Source organism: Alcaligenes sp. MMA, from assembly GCF_020907215.1.
Classification (GTDB): domain Bacteria; phylum Pseudomonadota; class Gammaproteobacteria; order Burkholderiales; family Burkholderiaceae_B; genus Alcaligenes; species Alcaligenes aquatilis.
Window position 1 is genome coordinate 1,050,832 of the sequence record NZ_JAJJPP010000001.1, and the last position, 22,515, is coordinate 1,073,346.

Below are 22,515 nucleotides of genomic sequence, written 5' to 3' on the forward strand. Positions count from 1 at the left end.
GTTTCAATACCGCCATCACAACTACAAACGCACCCCTTATGCCAGACTCCGACTTACTCGATCACACTGCCCGTGCCTGGGACAAGCAGGCGCAAACCGAAAGCCCCTGGTCCTTGCCTGTCAGCAGCGAGCAGGTTGAACAGGCCCGTCGTGGGCAATGGCAAGTGCATTTGCTGCCCTCGCCTGTTCCTGCGGATTGGCTGGGTGATATTCAAGGTAAATCCGTTTTATGCCTGGCCAGTGCCGGTGGGCAGCAAGCCCCTATTTTGGCCGCAGCCGGGGCTAAGGTAACGGTGTTTGATCTGTCTGCCGGGCAACTGGACAAAGACCGTATGGTGGCCGAGCGTGACGGCTTGTCCTTGCAGATCGAACAAGGCGATATGTGCGACTTATCGCGCTTTGCGTCCGAGAGTTTTGATCTGATCTTACACCCGGTGTCTAACCAGTATGTGCCTGATATCAGCGTGGTGTGGAAAGAATGCGCCCGCGTTTTGCGTCCAGGCGGACATTTGCTGTCCAGCTTCTTCAATCCGGCTGTGTTTATTGCCGACCGGGATCCCAGTTATGCCCAGCAGGGCTTGATCCGTCCCAAGTTCACGGTCCCTTATTCGGACTTAAGCAGCCTGGATGCCGACGCACTACAAGCCAAGCAGGCTCGCATGGAGCCCTTGATTTTTGGGCATTCCCTGGCGCAGCAGATTGGTGGGCAGTTGCAGGCAGGTTTGCATCTGGTCGATTACATCGAAGAAATGCACCCCGCCCCGCGCTTTGAGATCGAGAAATACTTGCCCAGCTTTATGGCGACACGCAGTCGCAAACCGGCTTAAGGGATTAGGGCTTGGCTTGTATGCGCAGGAGCTGGCCGTTGTTTTCGTCGGTCAGCACATAGACATCGCCATCCGGCCCGACGCGTACATCCCGGATACGCTGCTTCAGGTCTTGCAACAAGCGCTCTTCTCCGACGATATGGCCGTCCTCTTCGTCAAATTGCAGACGAATCAAGGCTTGCTCTTTCAGGGCCCCAACAAACAGGCTGTGCTGCCAGTCCGGGACGCGCTCGTCGTTATAGAAAGCCATACCGCTGATAGCAGGCGACACTGACCAGTAGTGGAAGGGTTCGATCAGGCCCTCAATCAGTGTGGTACTGGCGTTGGGAATGGGTTTGCCATCATAGCCTTGACCCTTGGTACGCAAAGGCCAGCCATAATTGGCGCCCGATTGAATGCGGTTCAGCTCATCGCCGCCTTGCGGACCATGTTCAGCGACCCAGAGTTCATTTGTCCAGGGGTTCCAGGCCATGCCCTGCGGGTTACGGTGGCCGTAGCTCCAGATCTCCGCCCTGGCACCGCGCAGGCTGCGAAAGGGGTTGTCGCGTGGGACCATGCCATCCGGACGGATACGCACGACTTTGCCTTGCAGATGATCCAGTTGCTGGGAGGTTGCGGGCTGGTTGTTCTCGCCCAAGGCAATGTACAGGTCTCGTCCACCCGGATCAAAGGCCATGCGCACGCCATAGTGCTGCCCGGTGGACAAGGCGGGTTCCTGGCGGAAAATCGGACGGAAGGCATCGATACGTTTCAGGTCCGAAGACAGCACGCCATAGCCTACGGTGGTGGCCGAGTGTTGCTTGTCGCGCCGCTCTGCATAAGCCAGATAAATCCGGCGGCTGCGGAAAAAATCCGGGGCCAGAGCCACATCCAGTAAACCGCCCTGAGAGTGCGCGTGGACTTTGGGCACACCGGTAATGGGTTCAGACAAGCCGTTTTCTTTGGTCCAAATGCGCAGGCGACCTGGGCGTTCGGTAAGGAGAATTCCGGCATTATTGGGCAAAAAAGCCATGGCCCAAGGGTGTTCCAGTCCGCTGGCCAGGATTTCAACCGAGACAGCCGGCCCGCTGATAACAGGAACAGGTTCAGATTGTGCCCGGGCCGGCGTCGGCGCAATGGCGGCAGCCATGCCCAGCACGGTGGCAGCAAACGCCGAGGACAAGCCGAGAATTTTCTTTATACGCATAGGGCAGTGAAAGGCAGCTAGGTGGGGTGAAACACTCCCCTACTCTTTCATAGAGACACAGGGCCGTCTTCTTAGGTGTTCGCTCCCTTGATGGAGCGAACACGGTCAAGCATAACCGAGGCTGAGGTTTAGCCCGGGTGAGTCATATCCAACGGCACAATCCACTGATCGTACTGTTCGTTAGTCAGGTAGCCCGATTTCAGGGCGGATTCACGTAAGGTCAGGCCCTCTTTATGGGCGGTCTTGGCAATGTAGGCGGCCTTGTCGTAACCGATGTGGCGGTTCAAGGCGGTAACCAGCATCAGGTTCTGATCCAGATTGTGCTGGATTTTCTCCATGACAGGTTCCAGACCCTGGGCGCAATGCTCATCAAAGGCTAGGCACGCATCGCTGATCAAGGCAATGCTCTCCAGGACGTTATGCACCATCACCGGTTTGTAGACGTTCAGCTGGAAGTTGCCTTGGCTGCCGGCAAAACCGACAGCAGCGTCGTTACCGTAGACCTGCACGGCCACCATGGTCAGAGCTTCGCACTGAGTCGGGTTGACCTTGCCGGGCATGATGGAGGAACCGGGCTCGTTCTCGGGGATTTGCAGTTCGCCAATCCCGCAGCGAGGGCCGCTGGCCAGCCAGCGCACGTCGTTAGCCATTTTCATCAAGGCACCGGCCAGGGTACGCAGGGAGGCGGACAGGTTCACCAGCGCATCGTGGGCCGACAGTGCGAAAAACTTGTTTTCGGCAGCCTGGAATGGCAGACCTGTGATCTTGGCAATATGGGCCGCTGTGCGCTCGCCAAACTGTGGATGGGCATTCAGACCTGTACCCACGGCAGTGCCGCCAATCGCCAGTTGGTAAATGCCGTCCAGTGCCTTGTCCACGGTTTGCAGGCCGAAATCAATCTGCGCAACCCAGGCACCAATTTCCTGGCCCAGCGTGATGGGCGTGGCATCTTGCAAGTGGGTACGGCCAGTTTTCACAATATTGCTGAATTGCTTGGCTTTGGCAGCCAGGGTGTCGCGCAACTGGCCCACGTCTTTGCGCAGGCGGCGCTGGCATTCCAGACCTACAGCGATGTACATGGCGGTGGGGAACGTGTCGTTAGACGACTGGCCGCGATTTACGTGGTCATTCGGGTGGACGGGCTTTTTGCTGCCCTTCTCGCCACCGGCCAGCTCAATGGCGCGGTTGGAGATCACCTCGTTCACGTTCATATTGCTTTGCGTGCCAGAGCCGGTCTGGAACACTACCAGCGGGAATTCGGTGTCCCACTGGCCTGCAATCACTTCATCAGCCGCTTTGACAATCAACTGGGCTAGCTCGTCGGGCAATTCGCCCAGTTCCTGGTTGGCCAGGGCCGTGGATTTTTTCAGGATGCCCAGCGACTCGATCATGCTGCGGCCCCACTGGAAGCGGTCGCGACCAATCGGGAAGTTCAGAATCGAGCGCTGTGTCTGTGCGCCCCAATAGTGGTCGGCGGGAACCTCAATGGTTCCCATGGAATCCTGTTCAATACGTGTCGTACTCATCATGGCTCCTGTAAGAATTCGGAAGACAGTTCAGTTTGGAAATGGGGTGTTCACGGCTGGCGCAAAAAGCGCGCAGCCCACACACAGGCAATATCGAGCATGCGGTTGGAAAACCCCCATTCGTTATCAAACCAGACCAGCATATTGACCAGCCCGTACCCATTGGTTCGGGTTTGTGATCCGTCCACCACGGCAGAGTGTGGATTGTGATTGAAGTCGATCGAGGCATGGGCCTGATCGGAGTAGTCAAGAATACCAGGCCATTGCTGTGCCGCTTTCTGAAATAGCTGGTTAATTTCGTCCCGGCTGGTGTCACGCTCCAGATTGACCATCAGATCAATGGCCGACACGTTCAAGATGGGCACACGTATGGACTTGGCCTGAACCTTGCCTTTTAGCTGCGGCAAAAGACGTTCTACGCCGCTCGCCAATCCGGTAGAGACGGGAATCATGGATTGCAAGGCGGAACGGGTACGGGCCAGATCGCTGCTGTGGTAGCCGTCGATCATGGGCTGATCGTTCATCACCGAGTGCAGCGTGCTTAAAAAGGCGTGGCGTATACCAAAGGTTTTATCCAGTTCAGCCAGAACTGGGATGATGGCATTGGTGGTGCAGGACGCATTGGAGACAATCCGCTCGTCGCCTTGCAACTGCTCATGGTTAATGCCCAGCACGGTGGTGAAATCCACATCCTGGGCGCTATTGCCAGGGTTTGATACCAGCACACGAGGGCAACCGGCGTCCAGGAACTGTTGCAGCTCGGCGCGGCTGCCAAAGGCGCCACTGCACTCGATCAGCATGTCCAGATTCAGCGCCGCCCAGTCTATGGCTTTGGGGTCGGTTTCATGCAGAACCCGTATGGCTTTGCCACCCACAATCAGTTCGTGTTCGTTGTGCTCTACCTGGGCCGGGAATACGCCATGAGTCGAATCAAAGCGCGTCAGGTAAGCCATGGTGGCTATCGTGGCGGGCTCGTTGATAACCACCACATCAAACGCCTGACGTTGTGGGGATTCGTAAATGGCGCGCAGCAAGCAACGGCCTATGCGGCCATAGCCATTGATCGCGATGCGGATGGGACGAGGTAGCGGCATGATCAGGAAAAATCAGAAAGTAATGGAGAATCCGCCGTCTACAACCACGATATGGCCATTGACATAGGAAGCAGCCGGGGAGGCCAGAAACACAGCAGCAGCGCGGATTTCATCCGGATTGGCCCAGCGTCCCAAGGGATTGCGGCCAACCACCAGAGGGCCTTTGACCGGATCCTGGGCCAGCGCCGCGTTGCTTTCTGTGGCAAACGTGCCAGGGGCAATGCCGTTGCTGGTAATGCCCTGCCCGCCAAATTCTACTGCCAGCGCACGCACCATCCCGGCCAGTCCCTGCTTGGCGACGGGGTAAATAGCGTCACCCGGACGGGCCAGCGGGCCTGCAATGGAGGTCAAGGTCACAATACGACCTTGCTGGGTTTGGGCGTGCAGCATGGCCTGGGCCGCGTATTTGGACAATTTCAGCGTCGCCAGCAGGTCCACATTCAGCAAATGCTCAATATCGTCCCAATTGGCGTCCTGCAAGCGGCTGCGCAGTCGTACGCCTACATTGTTCACCAGAATATCGGGCGTGCCGACGTGCTGGCATAGGGCTTGGTAGGAACCCGGCAAGGAGTCCAGATCGGCCAGATCGTGCTCCCAGGTATCGACATGGGCGCCAGCGGCTTTCAGTTCCTCGGCAAGCGGCAGGAGTTTGCTGGCGTTACGACCATGCAGAATCACATGGGCGCCATGGGCGGCGTAGGCACGGGCGATTTCCAGGCCCAGACCAGCAGAAGAGCCGGTCACCAGAGCGCAGCGGCCGGCCAGGGAAAAATTGGCTTGATAGGAGCTTAAATCAGTCATTATCTACAGCGTATGGCGCGCTTGGCCACGATGGAAAGCCGCAATGTTTTCGATCAGCTGGTTTGCCAGGGCTTGCATGGCTTCCTGACTGGCCCAGCCTATGTGCGGCGTCAAAATGTAATTGGGCAAGTCTAACAAGCGCATCAGGATATGGTCCGCGGGTGGCGGTTCGGGCGTGCAAACATCAATGCCGGCGCCACCCAGCCAGCCTTGCCGCAAGGCGTGCTCCAGCGCCTGATTGTCAATCAGCCCGCCACGGGCGGTATTGATCAGCAAGGGGCGGCGCGGGGCCATACGCTCGAATTCGGCCATGCCCAGCATGTTCTGCGTTTCTGCTGTCAGCGGGCAATGCAAGGAGAGGATGTCCGCCTGCTCCAGAACTTGCTCGAAAGGCAGGCGGTCATCAGCATTACTGACGATGGTCTGACCACGGCGCTGGGCAAAGATGACTTTCATGCCCAAGGCGCGGCCCATGGTGGCAACGGCTTGCCCCAAGGAGCCCGAACCGATCAGCCCCAAGGTGGAGCCGGCCAGATCGCGTATGGGATAGTCGAAATAACAGAACTGTTGGGCTTCTTGCCAGCGGCCTTCTTTGACAGACTGGCGGTAAGCGCAGATATTGCGACGCAAGGCAAAGACCAGCGCAAAAACGTGCTCCGGAACACTACGTACGGCATAGTCGCGGATATTGCTGACGACAATCTGGTGTTCGCGGGCGGCATCCAGGTCGATATTGTCGCTACCGGTAGCGGCCAGCGCGATCATTTTCAAGTTGGGCGCGGCCTGCAAATGCTCGCGCCGCAGCGCCACTTTATTGCTGATGACAATGTCGGCATCAGCAATACGTTCGGCCACTTGATCGGGAGCCGTACGTCCGTACACTTGCAGTTCATGCTTAAAGGGAACCTGTGGCAGCTGTACGCTGTCTGACAGTGTCTCTCTATCCAGAAAAACGATACGAGTCAAAGAAGTCATGCCTGTCCTTGTCCTGGGTTGTCCCCGCTATTCTGGCCCTATTTTCAGAGGGCTCTTAGCTTTGCCGGGTACCATCATCCGATATAGTAATGGGATTGACGCAGGCTTGTCCTTGGTCTGATCCTCATAACCCTGTTTTATAGGTTATTGCTTATGCTCTTGTCCCTCTTGCTTTCGTTGGGCGCCCACGCCCTGATACCGGATAACGTCGCTAGCACCACTCCCCCACTGTACGACATACGGGACTTCTTTCAGAATCCCAAGCGTAGCGGTTTCCGGATTTCGGACCAGGGGCGCATGATCGGCTTTATGGAGCCCATCAAAATTGATGGCAATCCCGCCCGTCAAAATATCTTTGTGCAAGAGTTGAAAGGCAGTGAACCGGTCGGTGAGCCTCGTCGAGTCACCGCTGAACATCAGCGCGATATTGCCGAATACTTCTGGAAAGGCGACGAGACCGTTATTTACGCCAAGGACGTCAATGGCGACGAGAACTATCACGTACTGGCCGTGAACGTGATCACGGGCAAAGTCACTGATCTGACACCGCTGGAAGGTGTGCGCGCCGGTGTACAGGATGACTTGCCCGACGACCCGGAGCATATCCTGGTGTCACACAATGGCCGCAACCCGGAAGTGTTTGATGTCTACAAGGTGAATGTCCTGACCGGCGAAAGCACCCTGGCCGCTGAGAACCCAGGCGATGTACTGGGCTGGAGCACGGACCATCAAGGTCGTGTGCGTTTGGCGATCTCGATCTCGGGCGTAGATTCCGAACTGCGTTACCGTGACAGCGAATCCGAGCCCTTCCGCAGCATTTTGCAAACGGACTTCCGTACCGAAGTCAGCCCCCTCTTCTTTCACGCGGATAACCAGCGTTTTTACGCGCTGAGCAATCGTGGCCGTGACACTTCAGCCTTAGTCTTGATTGATCCTGCCAAGCCGCACGAGGAAGAGAAAATTTACGAATTGCCTGATTACGATTTGATGGGGGCCGGTTATTCCCGTCTTCGCCAGGTGCTGACTTCGGTGGATTACTACACCGACAAACCGGGTCAGCATTTCTTTGACGAGCACAGCGAGAAAATCCACGCGGCAATTGCGCGCCAACTGCCCGGCTACGAGATCAGCATTCAGTCCATCACCCGCGATGAAAAGAAAATGATTGTGGCCAGCTACAGCGACCGCAATCCAGGCTCACGCTACCTTTATGACGTGGATAGCAACAGCCTACATAAGCTGGCTGTCATCAATAGTGCGCTGCCTGAAAGCGATATGGCGACCATGCATCCCATCGAATTTACGGCACGCGATGGCATGAAAATCCACGGCTACCTGAGTCTGCCGCTGGGTGTACCCAGCCGTAATTTGCCAGTGGTAATCAACCCGCACGGTGGCCCTTGGGCGCGCGACTATTGGGGCTTTAACCCCGAGGTGCAGTTCCTGGCCAACCGTGGCTACGCCGTCTTGCAAATCAACTTCCGTAGTTCGACCGGTTATGGCCGCAAGTTCTGGGAAGCGGGCTTCAAGCAATGGGGCCTGAGCATGCAGGACGATATTACCGATGGCGTGCAGTGGCTGATTGATCAAAAGATTGCTGATCCCAAGCGTATTGCCATTTACGGTGCCAGCTACGGTGGTTATGCGACCTTGGCCGGTATCGTCAAAACCCCGGACTTGTATGCGGCTGCAGTGGACTATGTAGGCGTGTCCAACTTGCTGACTTTCATGAACACCATCCCGCCGTACTGGAAACCGCTGCTGGTGAAAATGCACGCCATGGTGGGCGATCCGGAGAAGGATAAAGAGCTGCTGGAAGCCAACTCTCCGGTTCTGCACGCCGACAAAATCCGTACTCCGCTATTTATTGCTCAGGGCGCACATGATCCTCGGGTGAACAAGGCGGAAAGCGATCAAATGGTCGAGGCTTTAAAAGCACGTGGTGTAGACGTGGAGTATATGGTCAAGGACAACGAAGGCCACGGCTTTCACAACGACGAGAACAAGTTCGAGTTTTACGAGCGCATGGAACGCTTTCTAGCGCGACATTTGCAGCCTTGATTGTTTTGGAGTGGCGCGACAAGCTCGCGCCATTTTGTTTATCGCAATTTTGGAAGGGGAACGTATGAAACTGTATTACATGACCGGTGCTTGTCCTTTGGTAATCCGCATTGCATTGGAGTGGCTAGGCAAGCCATTTGAATCCCAGCGCGTTAGCCGCGACGAACTGCAACAAGAAGCCTTCCTGAAACTGAACCCGAGCGGCGCTGTGCCGGTTCTGGTGGACGGTGATCTGGTCTTGACGCAAAGTATCGCTATTCTGGAATACTTGAACGAAAAGAACCCGCAAGCCAATTTGATTGGCAGCACGATCGAACAGCGCTTTGAAGCGCGCCGCTGGCTGGCTTTCCTGAACGCTGAAATCCACCGTAACGTGGGTGTGGTGTTCGGTGTGCATCGCTACGCTGATCAGGAAGCGACCCAGGCCGAAATCAAAGCCAAGACCGCTGCTTTGCTGACCAAACAACTGGGCGTGATTGACAAGCACCTGGAAGGCAAAGAAACTCTGTCGGGCTCCTTGTCTGTGGCCGATGCTTACCTGTACGTGGTGCTGCGCTGGGCTGGCCTGATGAAGCTGGACCTGTCGGGCATGAAGAACCTGAACGCGTTCTTTGCTCGTATGGAGCAGAACGAAGGGGTGAAAGCGGCCTTGCGTGGTGAAGGTCTATTGAAGGATTAAGCTTGTGTGCAAAGCGAATAGTGAGTGATTGATCCTTCAGATAGCACGAGACGAATCACACACTTATCTGGCGAGCCACACAGCATCATGCTCTGGGACAGGTTGATAGTGAGTAAAAACAGACTGTTCAGTTTTTATCGGCAAAGACACGATGGGCCTGCTCCCAGAAACCTCGGCTATTATGCGGCAAGCTGGCTTGCCGCATTGGCCGTCTTGGCCTTGTTTGCCTTCATTAATTTTCATGTATTAAAACCCACGGATGTCAGCGGAACGCTATTGGGCGGTATGTTTGGCGCCCTATTCAATCTTAGCTACTGGGTTTTTGGCGTATCAGGCCTATGCGCTCTAGCGTTGTTCCGGCTCTCGGGATGGCATATTACCTGGGTATTAGCGGGGTTACTGCAAGTGGGTATCAGTGCGCTGTGGCGGATTCAATATTGGCAGGCGTATGAACGACATGAGCAGATGTTGTCACCTGGGCTTGGCGAGCTCTATGTATCCATGCTGGTAGGGGCGGGCCTCGCGGCGATCGGCATCGTGAAATATCGACAGGCCGGACTTTACCCGATAGCATCCCGACCAAGCAAGGTTAAAACAGTCGTTGCGTTATTGTTGGTCGTGCTTTACTTGGTGCTGCCGCTGCATTTCAATTTACGTACCCCTCTTCCTGATTGCGCCTTTGGCCCTAACGGGCAGCAGCTCACACTCTGTTTGGAAAACGAGTAGAAGTGAACGGTGGCCCAGCCTCTTTTTGTCTTGCGCCACTTTTTGTTGAAACGGATACTTATTTGAGACTGAGCAGGGGTAAATAAAAAAAACCAGAGATTGGCAGATACGCCATCTCTGGTTTTTTTGGTGTTCAGCTTTTTTCTGGGGTGCAAATACGTCAAGCCCCCAAATACGCCTTCCGAATATCCGGATTGGCCAACAGATTGGCCCCGGTATCCTGCATCACCACTTTCCCGGTTTCCAGCACATAACCACGGTCTGCAACTTGCAGAGCCTTATTGGCGTTTTGTTCCACCAGGAACACCGTCACACCTTCTTCCCGAATCATGCGGATGATGTCGAAAATCTGGGCGATGATCAGTGGGGCCAGGCCTAGCGTAGGTTCGTCCAGTAGCAGCAAGGAAGGCTTGCTCATGAGCGCACGCCCGATGGCCAGCATTTGCTGCTCACCACCTGACATGGTTCCGGCACGTTGGGCTGCGCGCTCTTTCAGGCGGGGAAACAGTTTGTAGACGTGCTCCTCCCCTTCTTCGATCTCGCTGCGGCTCAGAAAGAAGCCGCCCATCTTCAGATTTTCCGATACGGTCAAGTCTGGAAAGACGCGGCGGCCTTCGGGAGAGATAGCGATGCCTTTGCGCATGATGCGGTGCGTATCGGCTTGGGTAATGTCCTCGCCCATGAAGCTGATGCTGCCCGAGCTGGCTCGGGGCGAGCCACATACGGTCATGAGCAAGGTGGTTTTGCCAGCGCCGTTCGCGCCAATCAGGGTGACGATTTCGCCCTGATTCACGTCCACGCTAACTTGATCCAGCGCCTGAATAGCGCCGTAATGGGTAGATACGGAATCCAGCTTCAGCACTTATTCTTCCCCCAGATAGGCTTTGATGACGCGCGGATCATTGCGCACTTCTTCAGGTAGGCCGGTGGCAATGGGTTTGCCATACTCCATGACCAGGATCCGGTCTGATACGCCCATAACCAGGCTCATATCGTGCTCGATCAGCAAGACGGCCACGCCAAACTCCCGGCGTAGCTGGTCGATCAAGGCCTGTAGATCGCGTTTCTCTTGGGGGTTCAGGCCCGCTGCAGGCTCGTCCAACATCAGCAAGCGAGGCTTGGTAATCATGCAACGTGCAATTTCCAGGCGGCGCTGGTGGCCGTAGGCCAGGTTGCCCGCTTCACGGTTGGCCAGATCGGTCAGACCCATAAAGTCCAGCCATGTCACGGCTCGTTCTTTGGCCTGTTTTTCTGCCAGCTTGTAGCGTGACAGGTTTAACAGGCCAGACAGAAAGCCGGCCTTGAGCTGACTGTGCTGGGCAACCAGCAGGTTTTCCAGTACGGTCAGTTTCTTGAACAGGCGTACGTTCTGGAAGGTACGCACCAAGCCTTTTTGTGCCACTTTATGGCTGGACAAGCCATGGATGGGCTGGTCTTCCAGGGTGACCGAGCCGGAGGTGGGTTTGTAAAAACCACCGACACAGTTAAATACGGTGGTTTTCCCAGCGCCGTTAGGGCCAATAATGGCAAAGACTTCGTCTTTCTTTACATCGAAGCTGACGGAATCGACTGCCAGCAAGCCACCAAAACGCATCGACAGGTTTGATACTTGGAGTAATGGGCTCATGTACGCAACTCCACATGAGGGCGTTGTACAGGTAACAAGCCCTGTGGACGCCAAACCATCATGGCAACCATGACCAAACCAAAAATCAACATCCGATACTCCGCGAACTCTCGGGCCAATTCAGGAACCACTGTCAGCACAATGGCAGCCAGAATGACGCCAATTTGTGAACCCATACCACCCAGCACGACGATGGCCAGGATTAAGGCTGATTCAATAAAAGTGAAGGACTCTGGGTTGACCAGCCCCTGACGGGCAGCAAAGAAAGCACCGCCAAAACCGGCAAACATGGCGCCCATGGTAAAGGCGGACAGTTTGATGGTGGTGGGGTTCAGACCCAGCGATCGACAAGCAATCTCGTCCTCGCGCAAGGCTTCCCAGGCACGGCCAATAGGCATGCGCACCACACGGCTGGAGACTAACAAGGTAATCAGGGCCAGAGCCAGGGCCATCAAATACAGATACACCACGACGTCCTGATTGCTGAAGGTCCAGCCCATCAGATCGTGGAACGTGGTCTGCCCTTCTGGCGCACGGCGCGCCATGGGGAAACCGAATACGGTTGGCTTGGGAATACCGGAGATGCCGTCTGGGCCACCGGTCAGGTTATACATATTGATGAGCAAGAGGCGAATGATTTCACCAAAGCCCAGGGTAACAATGGCCAGGTAGTCGCCGCGCAAGCGCAGTACGGGGAAACCCAGCAGGAAGCCAAACAGGGCCGCCATACCACCCGCCAGCGGCAGCGCTTCCCAGAAGCCCCAGCCTGCGTAGTGATAGAGCAAGGCGTAGGTATAGGCACCTACGGCATAAAAACCCACAAAGCCCAGGTCCAGCAGGCCGGCAAAGCCGACCACAATGTTCAGCCCCAGGCCCAGCATGATGTAGATCAGCACCAGGGTGGCAATGTCCACTTGGGCACGACCACCAAAAAAGGGCCAGACCACGGCACAAGCGATCACGATGTACAGCAGGATCTTCTTGTGCTGCATGCTCAGTTTGGGCAAGGTCCAGCGGCTTTCACGCACCTTGGTGCGATTGACGTTAGGGCGGATCAACTGGACGACAAAGACCAGTGCCATGCCGATAAGGATGATCTGCCAATCGCTTTCCAGGTGGGTGGTCATCCCGGTGCGTATAATTTGCAGGCCAAAGACGGGAGCCACAATAATGCCTGCCAGGACAGCGGCGATAAATGCATTGCTAAAGCGGTTCATCATTAGACTTTCTCCACCTCGGGTTTACCCAGCAGGCCCGTTGGGCGGAACAGCAGGATAAAGACCAACAGTAAAAAGGCCACGATGTCCTTGTACTGCGACGAAATAAAGGCAGCGGCAAAGGTTTCTGCCAAACCTAGCAAGACTCCGCCCAGCATGGCGCCGGGGATGCTGCCAATCCCGCCCAGCACGGCGGCTGTAAAGGCTTTGATGCCGGCAATAAAGCCGATAAAGGGGTTTAGTTTGCCAATGGCGGTGGCAATCAGCACGCCGCCCACGGCAGCCAGCATGGCACCGATGATAAAGGTGAAGGAGATGATTTTATTGGTGTCGATCCCCAGCAGATTGGCCATGCGCAAGTCTTGTGAACAAGCACGCGAGGCACGACCCAGACGCGAGTATTTGATGTAGAGGCTCAGCATGATCATCAGCACTACGGTGACGACAATAATCATGACGCGCGAGTAAGGCGCGGTAACCGTAAAGCCGTCCGAGCCCAGACTGAACTGGAAAGAACCCGTCAGCAAGGCGGGTACAGCCATATCACGTGCGCCTTGACCCAGGGCAACCCAGTTCTGCAAGAAAATGGACATACCAATGGCTGAAATCAGCGGGACCAGCCGAGGGCTGCCACGCAATGGCGCATAGGCAACTTTTTCAATTGCGTAGCCGTAAACGGCAGTTACCAGCATGGCAACCAGCAACATGATAAGAATGATCAGCCAGATGGGCAGACCCGAGCCTACGCCAATCGCAGTCAGGGTAACCAGCCCGACATAAGCGCCGATCATGTAGATCTCGCCGTGGGCAAAGTTAATCATTCCGATAATGCCATAGACCATTGTGTAGCCGATGGCGATCAGTGCATAAATAGCGCCCAAGGATAAACCATTGAACAGCTGCTGCACGATCTGAGGGAGTAAATCAGACATGCTTGTTTTTTTCCGTTGAGTCCGTCGTTTTGTTTTGAGGCTTTGTGGGCATCTAAAAGCAATGCCCCCGTTCTTCGTAGAGAGCGGGGGCACATCATCCAGTCTTATTTCTCAACCAGATCAAAGTTACCTTCTTTATCCCACTTGAAAACGGCAAATTCGAAATGCTTCAAATCACCCTTGGCGTCGTATTCTACCTTGCCAATGGCAGTATCGAACGCATTTGCGTGCATGTAGTCGGCTCCCTTGGCGGAATCTTCACCAACCGCGTTGATGGTGTCGGCAATAATTTGCACGGCCGCGTAAGCGGGGAAGGTAAAGGCCCCGTTAGGATTGCGCTTGTATTTGCTGAAGTTCTCCATCACATCCTTGTTGGCCGGCATCTTGGTGAAGTCGGTTGGCAAGGTCACCAGCAAACCTTCCACGGCCGGGCCGGCAATGGCGACCAGATCGCGGTTGGCAACGCCTTCCGGGCCCATGAAGGTGTTGGTCATGCCTTGTTCGCGAGCTTGACGCAACAGCAGGCCCAGCTCGGCGTGGTAACCGCCGAAATAAATCAGATCGGGGTTCACACCCTTCAGTTTGGTGATTACGGCCGAGTAATCGCTGTCGCCAACGTTAATACCCTCGTACATGACAATATTCATGTTCTTTTTCTTGAGCGCGTCACGCACTTGAGTGGCAACACCTGAGCCGTAAGTCTGCTTGTCGTGCAGGACGGCAATGCTCTTGGGCTTGAGAACGTCAGCAATATAGTCGGCTGCAAAGGGGCCTTGTTGGTCGTCACGCCCAATGGTGCGGAAAAAATAATGAGGCTTGATGGTGTCGGTCACCAAGGGCGAGGTGGCTCCGGGAGTAATCGCGACAATGCCTTCTTGTTCGTAAATATTGACCGCAGGCACCGTTGTACCCGAGCAGGCGTGAGCAACAGCGAATTTTGCGCCAGAGTTGAGCACGCGGTTGGCCGCCGGCACAGCCTGCTTGGGTTCGCATGCGTCATCAATCAGAACGGCTTCCAGCTGTTTGCCTTTGACACCCCCAGCGGCATTAATCGCGTCAATCGCGGTCAAGGCACCGGCCTGGATCTGGTCACCGTATTGGGTGGACGGGCCGGTCATGGGCTGAGGAATACCAATTTTGATGGTGTCCGCCGCGTAGCTTGTGCCCATGGCCATTACGGTGGCCAAAGCGGTCAGAGCGGGGGTGAAGCGTCGAGTAAAGGTCATAGCAACTGTCTCCCGAGGCCGGGGTCTACCGGCATTACTTTTAGAAAGTGCTTGTTCTGGTGCTTGCATTCACATTGTTCTGCACCAGGGGAACCCATTTTGGGGGAGCCGCCTAAAACTTGTCACTTCGTATAAGCCCTAGCGCCCTACTTATTTATTTTTGCAATAAGGAGGCACTGTTAATGGGTAGGCTAAAATCCGCCTGCTTACTAAACGCCTTCTCTATAAAAAAGAAAAGAGGAGATCCTTTCGGAGCCCCTCTACTCTTTGACTGCTTTTTTATTGCGCTATATCAATTCCTGGCAACGTGCTAGGGAGTTATCCGAGTGTCAGGAAAACTCTGCAGCCAATTCACCGGCCCGCACTTTGGCGGCATTGACGGCTTTTTGCACCAGTGGCGTAAAACCGCCCTCATTAAAGACCGTCAAGGCCGCTGCCGTTGTCCCCCCTTTGGAAGTAACCCGTTCGCGCAAGACTGAAGGCTCCTCCGGCGACAGAGTGGCCAGTTGGGTTGCGCCGTGCAAGGTGGCCAGGGACAACTGACGAGCCTGTTCAGGGGACAAACCTTGTTCAATCCCGGCTTTAATCAAGGCTTCGATGAACAAAAACACGTAAGCTGGACCACTGCCCGATACTGCGGTGACAGCATCAATGGCGGCATCGTTTTCAACCCAGACGACTTCCCCGACGGATTTCAACAGTTGTTGTGCAATGGCTTTATCGCTTTCATCGACTTGTTCCAGAGCCATCAGGCCGGTAATGCCACAACCAATAAAGGCTGGGGTGTTGGGCATGCAGCGGATCACGCGCTGGTATGGCTTACCGGGTTCGCCCAGCCAGTCGGCCAGAGCGGTTGCCGGGATGCCAGCGGCGACGCTGATAACCAGAGTGTCCTCTTGCAGATAGGGTTTGCAGGCCAGCACGGTTTCCTTCATGACCTGGGGCTTGACGGCAAACACCCAGATACGTTGCTTGGACAAGGCCGGGCCGGGTTCATGGGTGGTCTGTACACCCTGCTGAGCCCACGACTCCAGTGCTGGGGGGTAAATATCAATGGCCAGAACGTCCGAGCCGCCGCAGCGTTTCCCGATTAAACCAGCGGCCAAGGCACTGGCCATATTGCCCGCGCCAATAAACGCCAGCTTAAAAGAGGTATCGTGTGGATTCATCATCGCTCCCATTAGAAATCTGTCCTTTGACGCGTTTTTCAGCAGTCGAGGGTAATTAGTCATTGCTTATATAACGTTCCCATGGCTACATTCATGAGAGCGTCATAAACAAGTAATAAGCTTGAGTTTTAAACCTGCTACACCATTAGCGGCACCTTTTATACAGGAGAAAGCCTGATGCGAACAAAACTATTTGCTCTGTCTCTAGCCGGTCTGATTGCTTCTATCGGCACTGCGCAAGCGGCCACGGAAATTCAGTTCTGGCACTCAATGGAAGGGGCCTTGGGCGAACGGGTTAATGCATTAGTCAAAGACTTTAACGCATCTCAGTCGGACTACCAGGTTAAAGCTTCGTATAAAGGCAACTATGGCGAGTCCATGAACGCTGGCGTCGCCGCTTTCCGTGCTGGTAATGCCCCCGATATTTTGCAGGTATTCGAGGTGGGTACTGCCACCATGATGGCGGCCAAGGGCGCCATTGAGCCGGTGCAGGAAATGTCGGAAAAAGTAGGCAAGCCTATTAACCCAGCGGAGTTCCTGGGTGCCGTTGCCGGTTACTACTCGTCTAATGAAGGCAAGCTGATTTCCATGCCCTTTAACAGCTCCACGCCGGTGCTGTACTACAACAAGGATGCCTTCAAGAAAGCCGGCCTGGATGCTGAGAAACCACCCAAGACCTGGCAAGAATTGCACGCAGCAGCCAAGAAACTGCGTGAATCTGGCCAAGAGTGCGGCTACACCTCCTCCTGGCCCTCGTGGATATTGCTGGAGAACTTTGCCGCTTGGCACAACATTCCCTTTGCCAGCGAGAATAACGGCTTTGGTGGCCCCGGTGCCCGTCTGCAACTGGATAACCCGCTGTTTCTCAAGCACATTAGCTTTCTGGCGGACATGTCCAAGGACGGCACGTTCTCCTACGGTGGTCGCGGCGATACCGCTAATGCCCTGTTTACCAGTGGCAAATGCGGCATGTTTACCGGTTCCAGTGGTAACCGCGCCAACATTATCAAAACCGGCGAATTTGAGTTTGGCACCAGCAGCCTGCCCTACTACAGCGATGTCCAGGGCGCGCCCCAGAACTCCATCATTGGTGGTGCCTCCCTGTGGGTCTTTGCCAAAAAATCGGATGATGTCTACAAAGGCGTGACCGAATTCTTCCACTTCATCTCCAGCCCGGAACAAGCTGCGGCCTGGCACCAGGACACCGGCTATGTGCCTGTGACCAAAGCCGGCTTTGAAATGACCAAGGACTCCGATTTCTATGCCAAGAACGTGGGTGCAGACGTTGCCGTCAAACAGCTCGATGCCAGCACCACCGAGAACTCGCGTGGTATCCGCCTGGGTTATCTGCCCCAGATTCGTGATATCGAAGACGGTGTCATGGAGCAGATTTTTGCGGGTAAGGTCACGCCTGAAGAGGGTTTGAAAGCCATGCAAAGCCGTGGTAATGAACTGCTGGAGCGCTTTGAAAAGAGCGTGAAGTAAGCCCGACCCGCCTTGCGCGGGTGGTTTACAATCGAGCGTATGAGCGCAGTTGCTGATGACTTGCTGTTCTGGCGCCAAGCCAGCATCGTGTCGTGATGCAGTCCAAGCCGCTCATACGCTTTTCGTTTCACTTGTAGTCTGTCCACCCTGATGGTGGCGCTCCCTTCCCACTGCGCGCAAACCTATGGAAAAACGAGTCGTCTTTCGTCATAAGACACTGCCCTATTTGCTGCTGGCCCCGCAGCTAGCCATTACCCTGATCTTCTTTTTTCTGCCTGCCGGTCAAGCGCTGTGGCAGGCTTTTCATTTGGAAGATCCTTTTGGTCTGTCTTCGCAGTTTGTGGGCCTGGACAATTTTGCCGAGCTGTTCAGTAGTGCGGAATATAGGGCCTCGTTCAAGACAACGGCCGTATTTTCGCTTGCCGTGTCGGTGCTGGGCTTGGTGGTGGCACTGATTTTGGCCGTGATGGCAAATCGGGTAATACGAGGAGCACTGCTGTATCGCAGCCTGCTGATCTGGCCTTATGCGGTGGCAACCGCGGTGGCCGGGGTATTGTGGTTGTTCCTGTTTTCTCCATCAGTGGGGATCGTGGCCGTGTTCCTGCTGGAGCATGGTATTGAGTGGAATCCGCGTTTAAATGGCAATGACGCCATGTTGCTGGTGGTGATTGCGTCGGTCTGGAAGCAGATCTCCTACAACTTCCTGTTTTTTCTGGCCGGCTTGCAAGCCATCCCGCGTTCGCTAATCGAAGCCGCGGCGATGGATGGGGCTGGTCCCATGCGCCGCTTCTGGGGCATTGTGTTTCCTTTGCTGGCCCCTACGACCTTCTTCCTGCTGGTCGTGAACATTATTTATGCCTTCTTTGACACCTTCGCCATTATTGATGTGGTCAGCCAGGGCGGCCCAGGCGAGGCGACCTCGATTCTGGTTTACCGGGTTTACAACACGGGTTTCCGTGGTTTGGATATTGGCTCCTCGGCGGCTCAGTCTGTGGTGCTGATGGCCGTGGTTGTGGCGCTGACAGTGATTCAGTTCCGCTATATTGATCGCAAAGTGACGTACAGCTGATGCGCAGCAAGGAACACAGTCATGGTTGAACGACGCCCTATTCTTGATTTTTTCACGCATCTGACCCTGATTCTGGGTGTGATCGTGATTGCCCTGCCCTTGTATATCACCTTTGTGGCTTCCACCCAGACCAGTGCGGAAGTCGCGCGTGCGCCTATGTCGCTCTGGCCTGGCTCGCACATGGTGGAGAACTACATTACCGCCTTGCAGGGTACGGCTACCAACTCCCCTCCAGTCGGACGCATGTTGCTGGTCAGCATGGTCATGGCCTTGGGCATTGCGGTGGGCAAAATCATTATTTCCATGCTCTCGGCCTTTGCCGTGGTGTATTTCCGCTTCCCTTTTCGCATGCTGTGTTTCTGGATGATTTTCATCACCCTGATGCTGCCGGTGGAAGTGCGCATCATGCCTACGTATGAGGTCGTGGCGGACTTGCATTTACTTGACAGCTACGGGGGCCTGATCCTGCCCCTGATCGCCTCTGCAACCGCTACCTTTCTATTTCGTCAGTTCTTTCTGACGGTGCCTGATGAACTGATCGAGGCCGCTCGCATTGACGGTGCTGGCCCCATGCGGTTTTTTAAAGATGTTCTGCTGCCTTTGTCCAAGACCAGCATTGCCGCTTTATTTGTGATTCAGTTTATTTACGGCTGGAACCAGTATTTGTGGCCGCTGATTATTACCACCAAAGAGGATATGTACCCGATCGTGGTCGGGATTCGACGCATGATCTCCGGTGGTGACAGCGTGACCGAGTGGAACGTGGTGATGGCAACGGCTCTTTTGGCCATGATCCCACCTGCTTTGGTGGTGATGCTGATGCAAAAGTGGTTCGTCAAAGGTCTCATCGACTCTGAAAAGTAATTCTCTACAGGCTTTATTGAATGGCTAGCTTACGATTTGAAGGCGTCAAGAAAACCTACCCGAACGGGACGGTCGTAATTCACGGTATTGATGTGGACGTGAAAGATGGCGAGTTTGTGGTGATTGTGGGCCCCTCTGGATGCGGTAAATCAACCTTGATGCGTATGGTGGCGGGCCTGGAGTCTGTCACGGGGGGCCAAGTACTGATCGACGGTAAAGTCGTCAATGATATGGAACCGGCAGAACGCGACATCGCCATGGTGTTCCAGAACTACGCGCTCTACCCGCATATGTCGGTCTTTGACAATATGGCCTACGGCTTGAAGATCCGTAAGTTTTCCAAGGACGAAATCAAGCAAAGGGTCAATGCCGCTGCGGCGATTCTGGAGTTGGGCGCCTTGTTGGAACGCCGCCCTGGGCAACTGTCGGGTGGCCAGCGTCAGCGTGTTGCCATGGGCCGTGCGATTGTGCGTGAACCTAAGGTGTTCTTGTTTGACGAGCCCCTGTCTAATCTGGACGCCAAGCTGCGGGTACAGATGCGACTGGAAATTCAGAAGCTGCATCGTCGTCTGAAAACCACCAGCTTGTATGTGACTCATGATCAGATCGAGGCCATGACCTTGGCCGAGCGCATGATTGTGATGAATCAGGGCATGCCCGAGCAAATTGGCACTCCAGCCGAGGTATTCGAGAAACCTGCTTCCGTTTTTGTAGCCACGTTTATCGGTTCACCCCCCATGAACTTGTTGCCCGTGCAGGTGAACGAGCAAGGCGCAATCATGCAGGATAACGGTCAGCCCGTACAGTTTGGCCCGGAGATGGTGCCCGCTGCAGTACGTGGTCGTAAGGTGTTCTTGGGTATACGCCCCGAGCACATCAAGCTGCATGTGCCCGGTGTGACAACGCAAGTGGAAATGGTGGAAGTCTTGGGTTCTGAGCAGTTGTTGCACTTGGGTTGTGGCGACTATCGCATTATCGTGCGCTGCCCGATTGAGCAGACCCGCAAATACCCGATTCAAATTGGCGAGGCCATTCAGATTGGCTATATGCCACCCCACCCTCTACATTGGTTTGACCGCGATACGGGCTTGCGTATTGAGGCCTGAGCAAGCTCCAAGGCAAGGCACAATAAAAAACCGGCCCGCAGGCCGGTTTTTTTACGAGCAAGAATCAGGGATTACTTGCCGTAGACGGTTTTAGTACCGTCAGCGTGCCAGCTAAAGACGTCAAATTTGAAGTCGTTCAGGTCGCCCTGCTTGTTCCAGCTGATTTGGCCGATGGGTGTTTTCACACTATTGGCGTGCAGGTAGTCGGCAACTTTGATGGGATCATCAGCGCCAGCGCCCTTGATGCCTTCGGCAATCGCGAGAGTGGCGGCATAGGCGGACAGTTGGAACGCGCCGCTAGGGTCACGCTTCTTGTCTTTGAAGGCTTGGACGATAGCCTGGTTATCCGGATCTTGCGAGAAGTCCGCAGGCAAGGTCAGCAGCATGCCTTCAACAGCTTTGCCAGCAATCGCATTAATGTCGGGATTACCCACGCCTTCTGGGCCCATGAAGTGAACTTTCACGCCTTGCTCAGCGGCTTGGCGCAGCAGTAGGCCCATTTCCGGGTGGTAGCCACCAAAGTAGACGAAGTCCACGCCGGTGGATTTCAGCTTGGTGATGACGGCAGAATAATCGCTGTCGCCTGCGTTAATGCCTTCAAACAGAGCAACTTCGGTGCCCGCTTTTTGCAGTTCGGAGCGAACCGAAGCGGCAATACCTTGACCATAGGACTGTTTGTCGTGCAGGACGGCGACCTTAGTCGGTTTGATCTGTTCCAGAATAAACTTGGCCGCTGCCGGGCCCTGCTGGTCGTCACGACCAATGGTGCGCAGGATCATGTCGTAACCTTTGCCGTCGGTAACAGCGGGTGCTGTTGCCGAAGGGGTCACCATTAACACGCCTTCGTTGTTGTAGATGTCAGTGGCCGCGATGGTCGCGCCCGAACACACGTGACCGACAACATAGTGGATCTTGTCATTCACGATGCGGTTGGCTGCGACGGGACCTTGCTTGGGTTCGCAGGCATCGTCAACAGTGACTAGTTCGAGCTGTTTGCCCAACACGCCACCAGCCGCGTTGATCTGTTCGATGGCCGTATCGACGCCTTGTTTGACCATGTCACCGTATTGAGTCACCGAGCCGGTGAAAGGACCAGCCAGCGCGATACGGATATTGTCAGCGTGAGCAGCACCGGACAAGAGCAGACCCGTTGCCAGGCTCATGGCCGCTGCAACAGGAGTGAAACGAATTTTCATAGAAAACACCTCCGTGAATATGCAGGAAAGCATACACCGATAACAGGGCTTTATGCCTGCCTTGCGGGCGAATTCAGGGTTTTCTATAAGGGGAATAGGAAAGGCCACCGTATGGTGGCCTTTTTTTATCGCTATTTGAGGGCGATAAGCAGGTAATTACTGCAGCAGGCTACGCAGCATCCATGCATTTTTCTCGTGTACGTCCAGGCGCTGGGTCAACAAGTCAGCCGTAGGTTGGTCGTCGGCAGAGTCAGCACGATTAAATGCGGCGCGAGCAGTACGAGCCAAGGCTTCGTTACCTTTGACCAGCAGTTCGATCATGGTGGTGGCGTTTGGAACGGACGTAGGCTGCGAGATGGACGACAGTTTCTGGAATTCGGCGTAAGTACCTGGGGCGTAGTGACCCAGGGCACGGATACGCTCGGCGATATCATCCAGGGCTTGCCACAGTTCGGTGTACTGCGTCATGAACAGCTCATGCAGTGTTTTGAACATGGGGCCGGTAACGTTCCAGTGGAAGTTATGCGTCATCAGGTACACGGTGTAGGAGTCGGCCAGTACCTTGGACAGCTCGTTGACTACCGCAGCACGGTCTGCTGTCGAAATACCGATATCGATCTTCAGGGCGCTGCTGGCGGCTCCAGCAGGAGCGGTGGGTTTGGCAGCGACAGGCTTGCGGGCAGAGGCCGGCTTCGCCGCAGGTTTAGTTGCTGTCGCGGGCGCTTTGGCAGTCGTGGCAGGCTTTTTGG

21 protein-coding genes are annotated in these 22,515 nt (G+C 55.1%); 8 read left to right on the forward strand and 13 right to left on the reverse strand.

The features are described 5' to 3' along the window. The first annotated feature begins 38 nt into the window (after positions 1 to 38). Positions 39 to 827, forward strand: coding sequence for a class I SAM-dependent methyltransferase (locus LNA76_RS04720; protein WP_230018168.1), 789 nt, complete (start codon positions 39 to 41; stop codon positions 825 to 827). 4 nt (positions 828 to 831) lie between these two features. On the opposite strand, the gene LNA76_RS04725 is transcribed toward LNA76_RS04720, so the two are convergent. The 5 genes from LNA76_RS04725 to LNA76_RS04745 all read right to left on the reverse strand — a co-directional run bounded on the left by LNA76_RS04725 (position 832) and on the right by LNA76_RS04745 (position 6,409). Further along, complete coding sequence (locus tag LNA76_RS04725; protein WP_199827893.1) at positions 832 to 2,013, reverse strand: PQQ-dependent sugar dehydrogenase; 1,182 nt, start codon at positions 2,011 to 2,013, stop codon at positions 832 to 834. Positions 2,014 to 2,141: 128 nt separating this feature from the next. Then, entirely contained in the window at positions 2,142 to 3,539 is a 1,398-nt protein-coding gene (gene fumC, locus LNA76_RS04730; RefSeq protein WP_230018170.1) for a class II fumarate hydratase, read from the reverse strand. Between the two features lie 50 nt (positions 3,540 to 3,589). After that, positions 3,590 to 4,633, reverse strand: a complete 1,044-nt coding sequence (locus tag LNA76_RS04735) for a type I glyceraldehyde-3-phosphate dehydrogenase (protein WP_230018172.1) — start codon at positions 4,631 to 4,633, stop codon at positions 3,590 to 3,592. Between the two features lie 12 nt (positions 4,634 to 4,645). Next, on the reverse strand, positions 4,646 to 5,434 hold the full coding sequence (locus tag LNA76_RS04740; protein ID WP_230018174.1) for an SDR family oxidoreductase: 789 nt from the start codon (positions 5,432 to 5,434) through the stop codon (positions 4,646 to 4,648). A gap of 3 nt (positions 5,435 to 5,437) precedes the next feature. Continuing rightward, positions 5,438 to 6,409, reverse strand: coding sequence for a D-2-hydroxyacid dehydrogenase (locus tag LNA76_RS04745; protein WP_230018176.1), 972 nt, complete (start codon positions 6,407 to 6,409; stop codon positions 5,438 to 5,440). A gap of 153 nt (positions 6,410 to 6,562) precedes the next feature. Here LNA76_RS04745 and LNA76_RS04750 point away from each other — a divergent pair, with 153 nt between their 5' ends. The 3 genes from LNA76_RS04750 (at position 6,563) to LNA76_RS04760 (ending at position 9,875) form a co-directional block, all read left to right on the forward strand. Then, positions 6,563 to 8,470, forward strand: a complete 1,908-nt coding sequence (locus LNA76_RS04750) for a S9 family peptidase (RefSeq protein WP_230018178.1) — start codon at positions 6,563 to 6,565, stop codon at positions 8,468 to 8,470. A gap of 64 nt (positions 8,471 to 8,534) precedes the next feature. Then, on the forward strand, positions 8,535 to 9,149 hold the full coding sequence (locus tag LNA76_RS04755) for a glutathione S-transferase family protein (protein WP_094198345.1): 615 nt from the start codon (positions 8,535 to 8,537) through the stop codon (positions 9,147 to 9,149). A 24-nt stretch (positions 9,150 to 9,173) separates the two neighbouring features. Next, a complete protein-coding gene (locus tag LNA76_RS04760; protein WP_230018180.1) occupies positions 9,174 to 9,875 on the forward strand; it encodes a hypothetical protein in 702 nt (233 codons plus the stop codon). Between the two features lie 160 nt (positions 9,876 to 10,035). Here the strand turns inward: LNA76_RS04760 and LNA76_RS04765 are convergent, their stop codons facing one another. From LNA76_RS04765 to proC, 6 genes are all read right to left on the reverse strand, one after another. Next, positions 10,036 to 10,737: an ABC transporter ATP-binding protein gene (locus LNA76_RS04765; RefSeq protein ID WP_094196701.1), complete on the reverse strand. Its 702-nt coding sequence runs from the start codon at positions 10,735 to 10,737 to the stop codon at positions 10,036 to 10,038. Next, complete coding sequence (gene livG, locus LNA76_RS04770; protein WP_094196700.1) at positions 10,738 to 11,502, reverse strand: high-affinity branched-chain amino acid ABC transporter ATP-binding protein LivG; 765 nt, start codon at positions 11,500 to 11,502, stop codon at positions 10,738 to 10,740. Next, positions 11,499 to 12,722 carry a high-affinity branched-chain amino acid ABC transporter permease LivM gene (gene livM, locus LNA76_RS04775; RefSeq protein WP_094196699.1) on the reverse strand — a complete coding sequence of 408 codons (1,224 nt, stop codon included), beginning with the start codon at positions 12,720 to 12,722 and terminating at the stop codon, positions 11,499 to 11,501. Before livM ends, livG begins: the two co-directional genes overlap by 4 nt. After that, positions 12,722 to 13,651 carry a high-affinity branched-chain amino acid ABC transporter permease LivH gene (gene livH, locus LNA76_RS04780; protein WP_094196698.1) on the reverse strand — a complete coding sequence of 310 codons (930 nt, stop codon included), beginning with the start codon at positions 13,649 to 13,651 and terminating at the stop codon, positions 12,722 to 12,724. Before livH ends, livM begins: the two co-directional genes overlap by 1 nt. Positions 13,652 to 13,755: 104 nt before the next feature. Then, positions 13,756 to 14,877, reverse strand: a complete 1,122-nt coding sequence (locus tag LNA76_RS04785) for a high-affinity branched-chain amino acid ABC transporter substrate-binding protein (RefSeq protein ID WP_094196697.1) — start codon at positions 14,875 to 14,877, stop codon at positions 13,756 to 13,758. Between the two features lie 329 nt (positions 14,878 to 15,206). Continuing rightward, on the reverse strand, positions 15,207 to 16,046 hold the full coding sequence (proC, locus tag LNA76_RS04790) for a pyrroline-5-carboxylate reductase (protein WP_230018182.1): 840 nt from the start codon (positions 16,044 to 16,046) through the stop codon (positions 15,207 to 15,209). 177 nt (positions 16,047 to 16,223) lie between these two features. On the opposite strand from proC, the gene ugpB reads away from it, so the two are divergent. From ugpB to LNA76_RS04810, 4 genes are all read left to right on the forward strand, one after another. After that, a complete protein-coding gene (gene ugpB / locus LNA76_RS04795) occupies positions 16,224 to 17,531 on the forward strand; it encodes a sn-glycerol-3-phosphate ABC transporter substrate-binding protein UgpB (protein WP_094196695.1) in 1,308 nt (435 codons plus the stop codon). A 184-nt stretch (positions 17,532 to 17,715) separates the two neighbouring features. Then, the gene (ugpA, locus tag LNA76_RS04800) at positions 17,716 to 18,600 is read left to right on the forward strand and encodes a sn-glycerol-3-phosphate ABC transporter permease UgpA (protein WP_108727487.1); all 885 of its coding nucleotides are present in this window, start codon (positions 17,716 to 17,718) and stop codon (positions 18,598 to 18,600) included. A gap of 21 nt (positions 18,601 to 18,621) precedes the next feature. After that, positions 18,622 to 19,464 (forward strand): sn-glycerol-3-phosphate ABC transporter permease UgpE, encoded by an 843-nt coding sequence (gene ugpE / locus LNA76_RS04805; protein ID WP_094196693.1) that lies wholly within the window; start codon positions 18,622 to 18,624, stop codon positions 19,462 to 19,464. Between the two features lie 20 nt (positions 19,465 to 19,484). After that, positions 19,485 to 20,570, forward strand: coding sequence for a sn-glycerol-3-phosphate import ATP-binding protein UgpC (locus LNA76_RS04810; RefSeq protein ID WP_094196692.1), 1,086 nt, complete (start codon positions 19,485 to 19,487; stop codon positions 20,568 to 20,570). A gap of 71 nt (positions 20,571 to 20,641) precedes the next feature. Here LNA76_RS04810 and LNA76_RS04815 read toward each other — a convergent pair whose 3' ends face one another. Both LNA76_RS04815 and LNA76_RS04820 read right to left on the reverse strand, forming a co-directional pair. Continuing rightward, complete coding sequence (locus LNA76_RS04815) at positions 20,642 to 21,766, reverse strand: branched-chain amino acid ABC transporter substrate-binding protein (RefSeq protein WP_094196691.1); 1,125 nt, start codon at positions 21,764 to 21,766, stop codon at positions 20,642 to 20,644. A 156-nt stretch (positions 21,767 to 21,922) separates the two neighbouring features. Next, entirely contained in the window at positions 21,923 to 22,390 is a 468-nt protein-coding gene (locus LNA76_RS04820) for a Dps family protein (RefSeq protein ID WP_094198343.1), read from the reverse strand. Between the last annotated feature and the right edge of the window lie 125 nt (positions 22,391 to 22,515).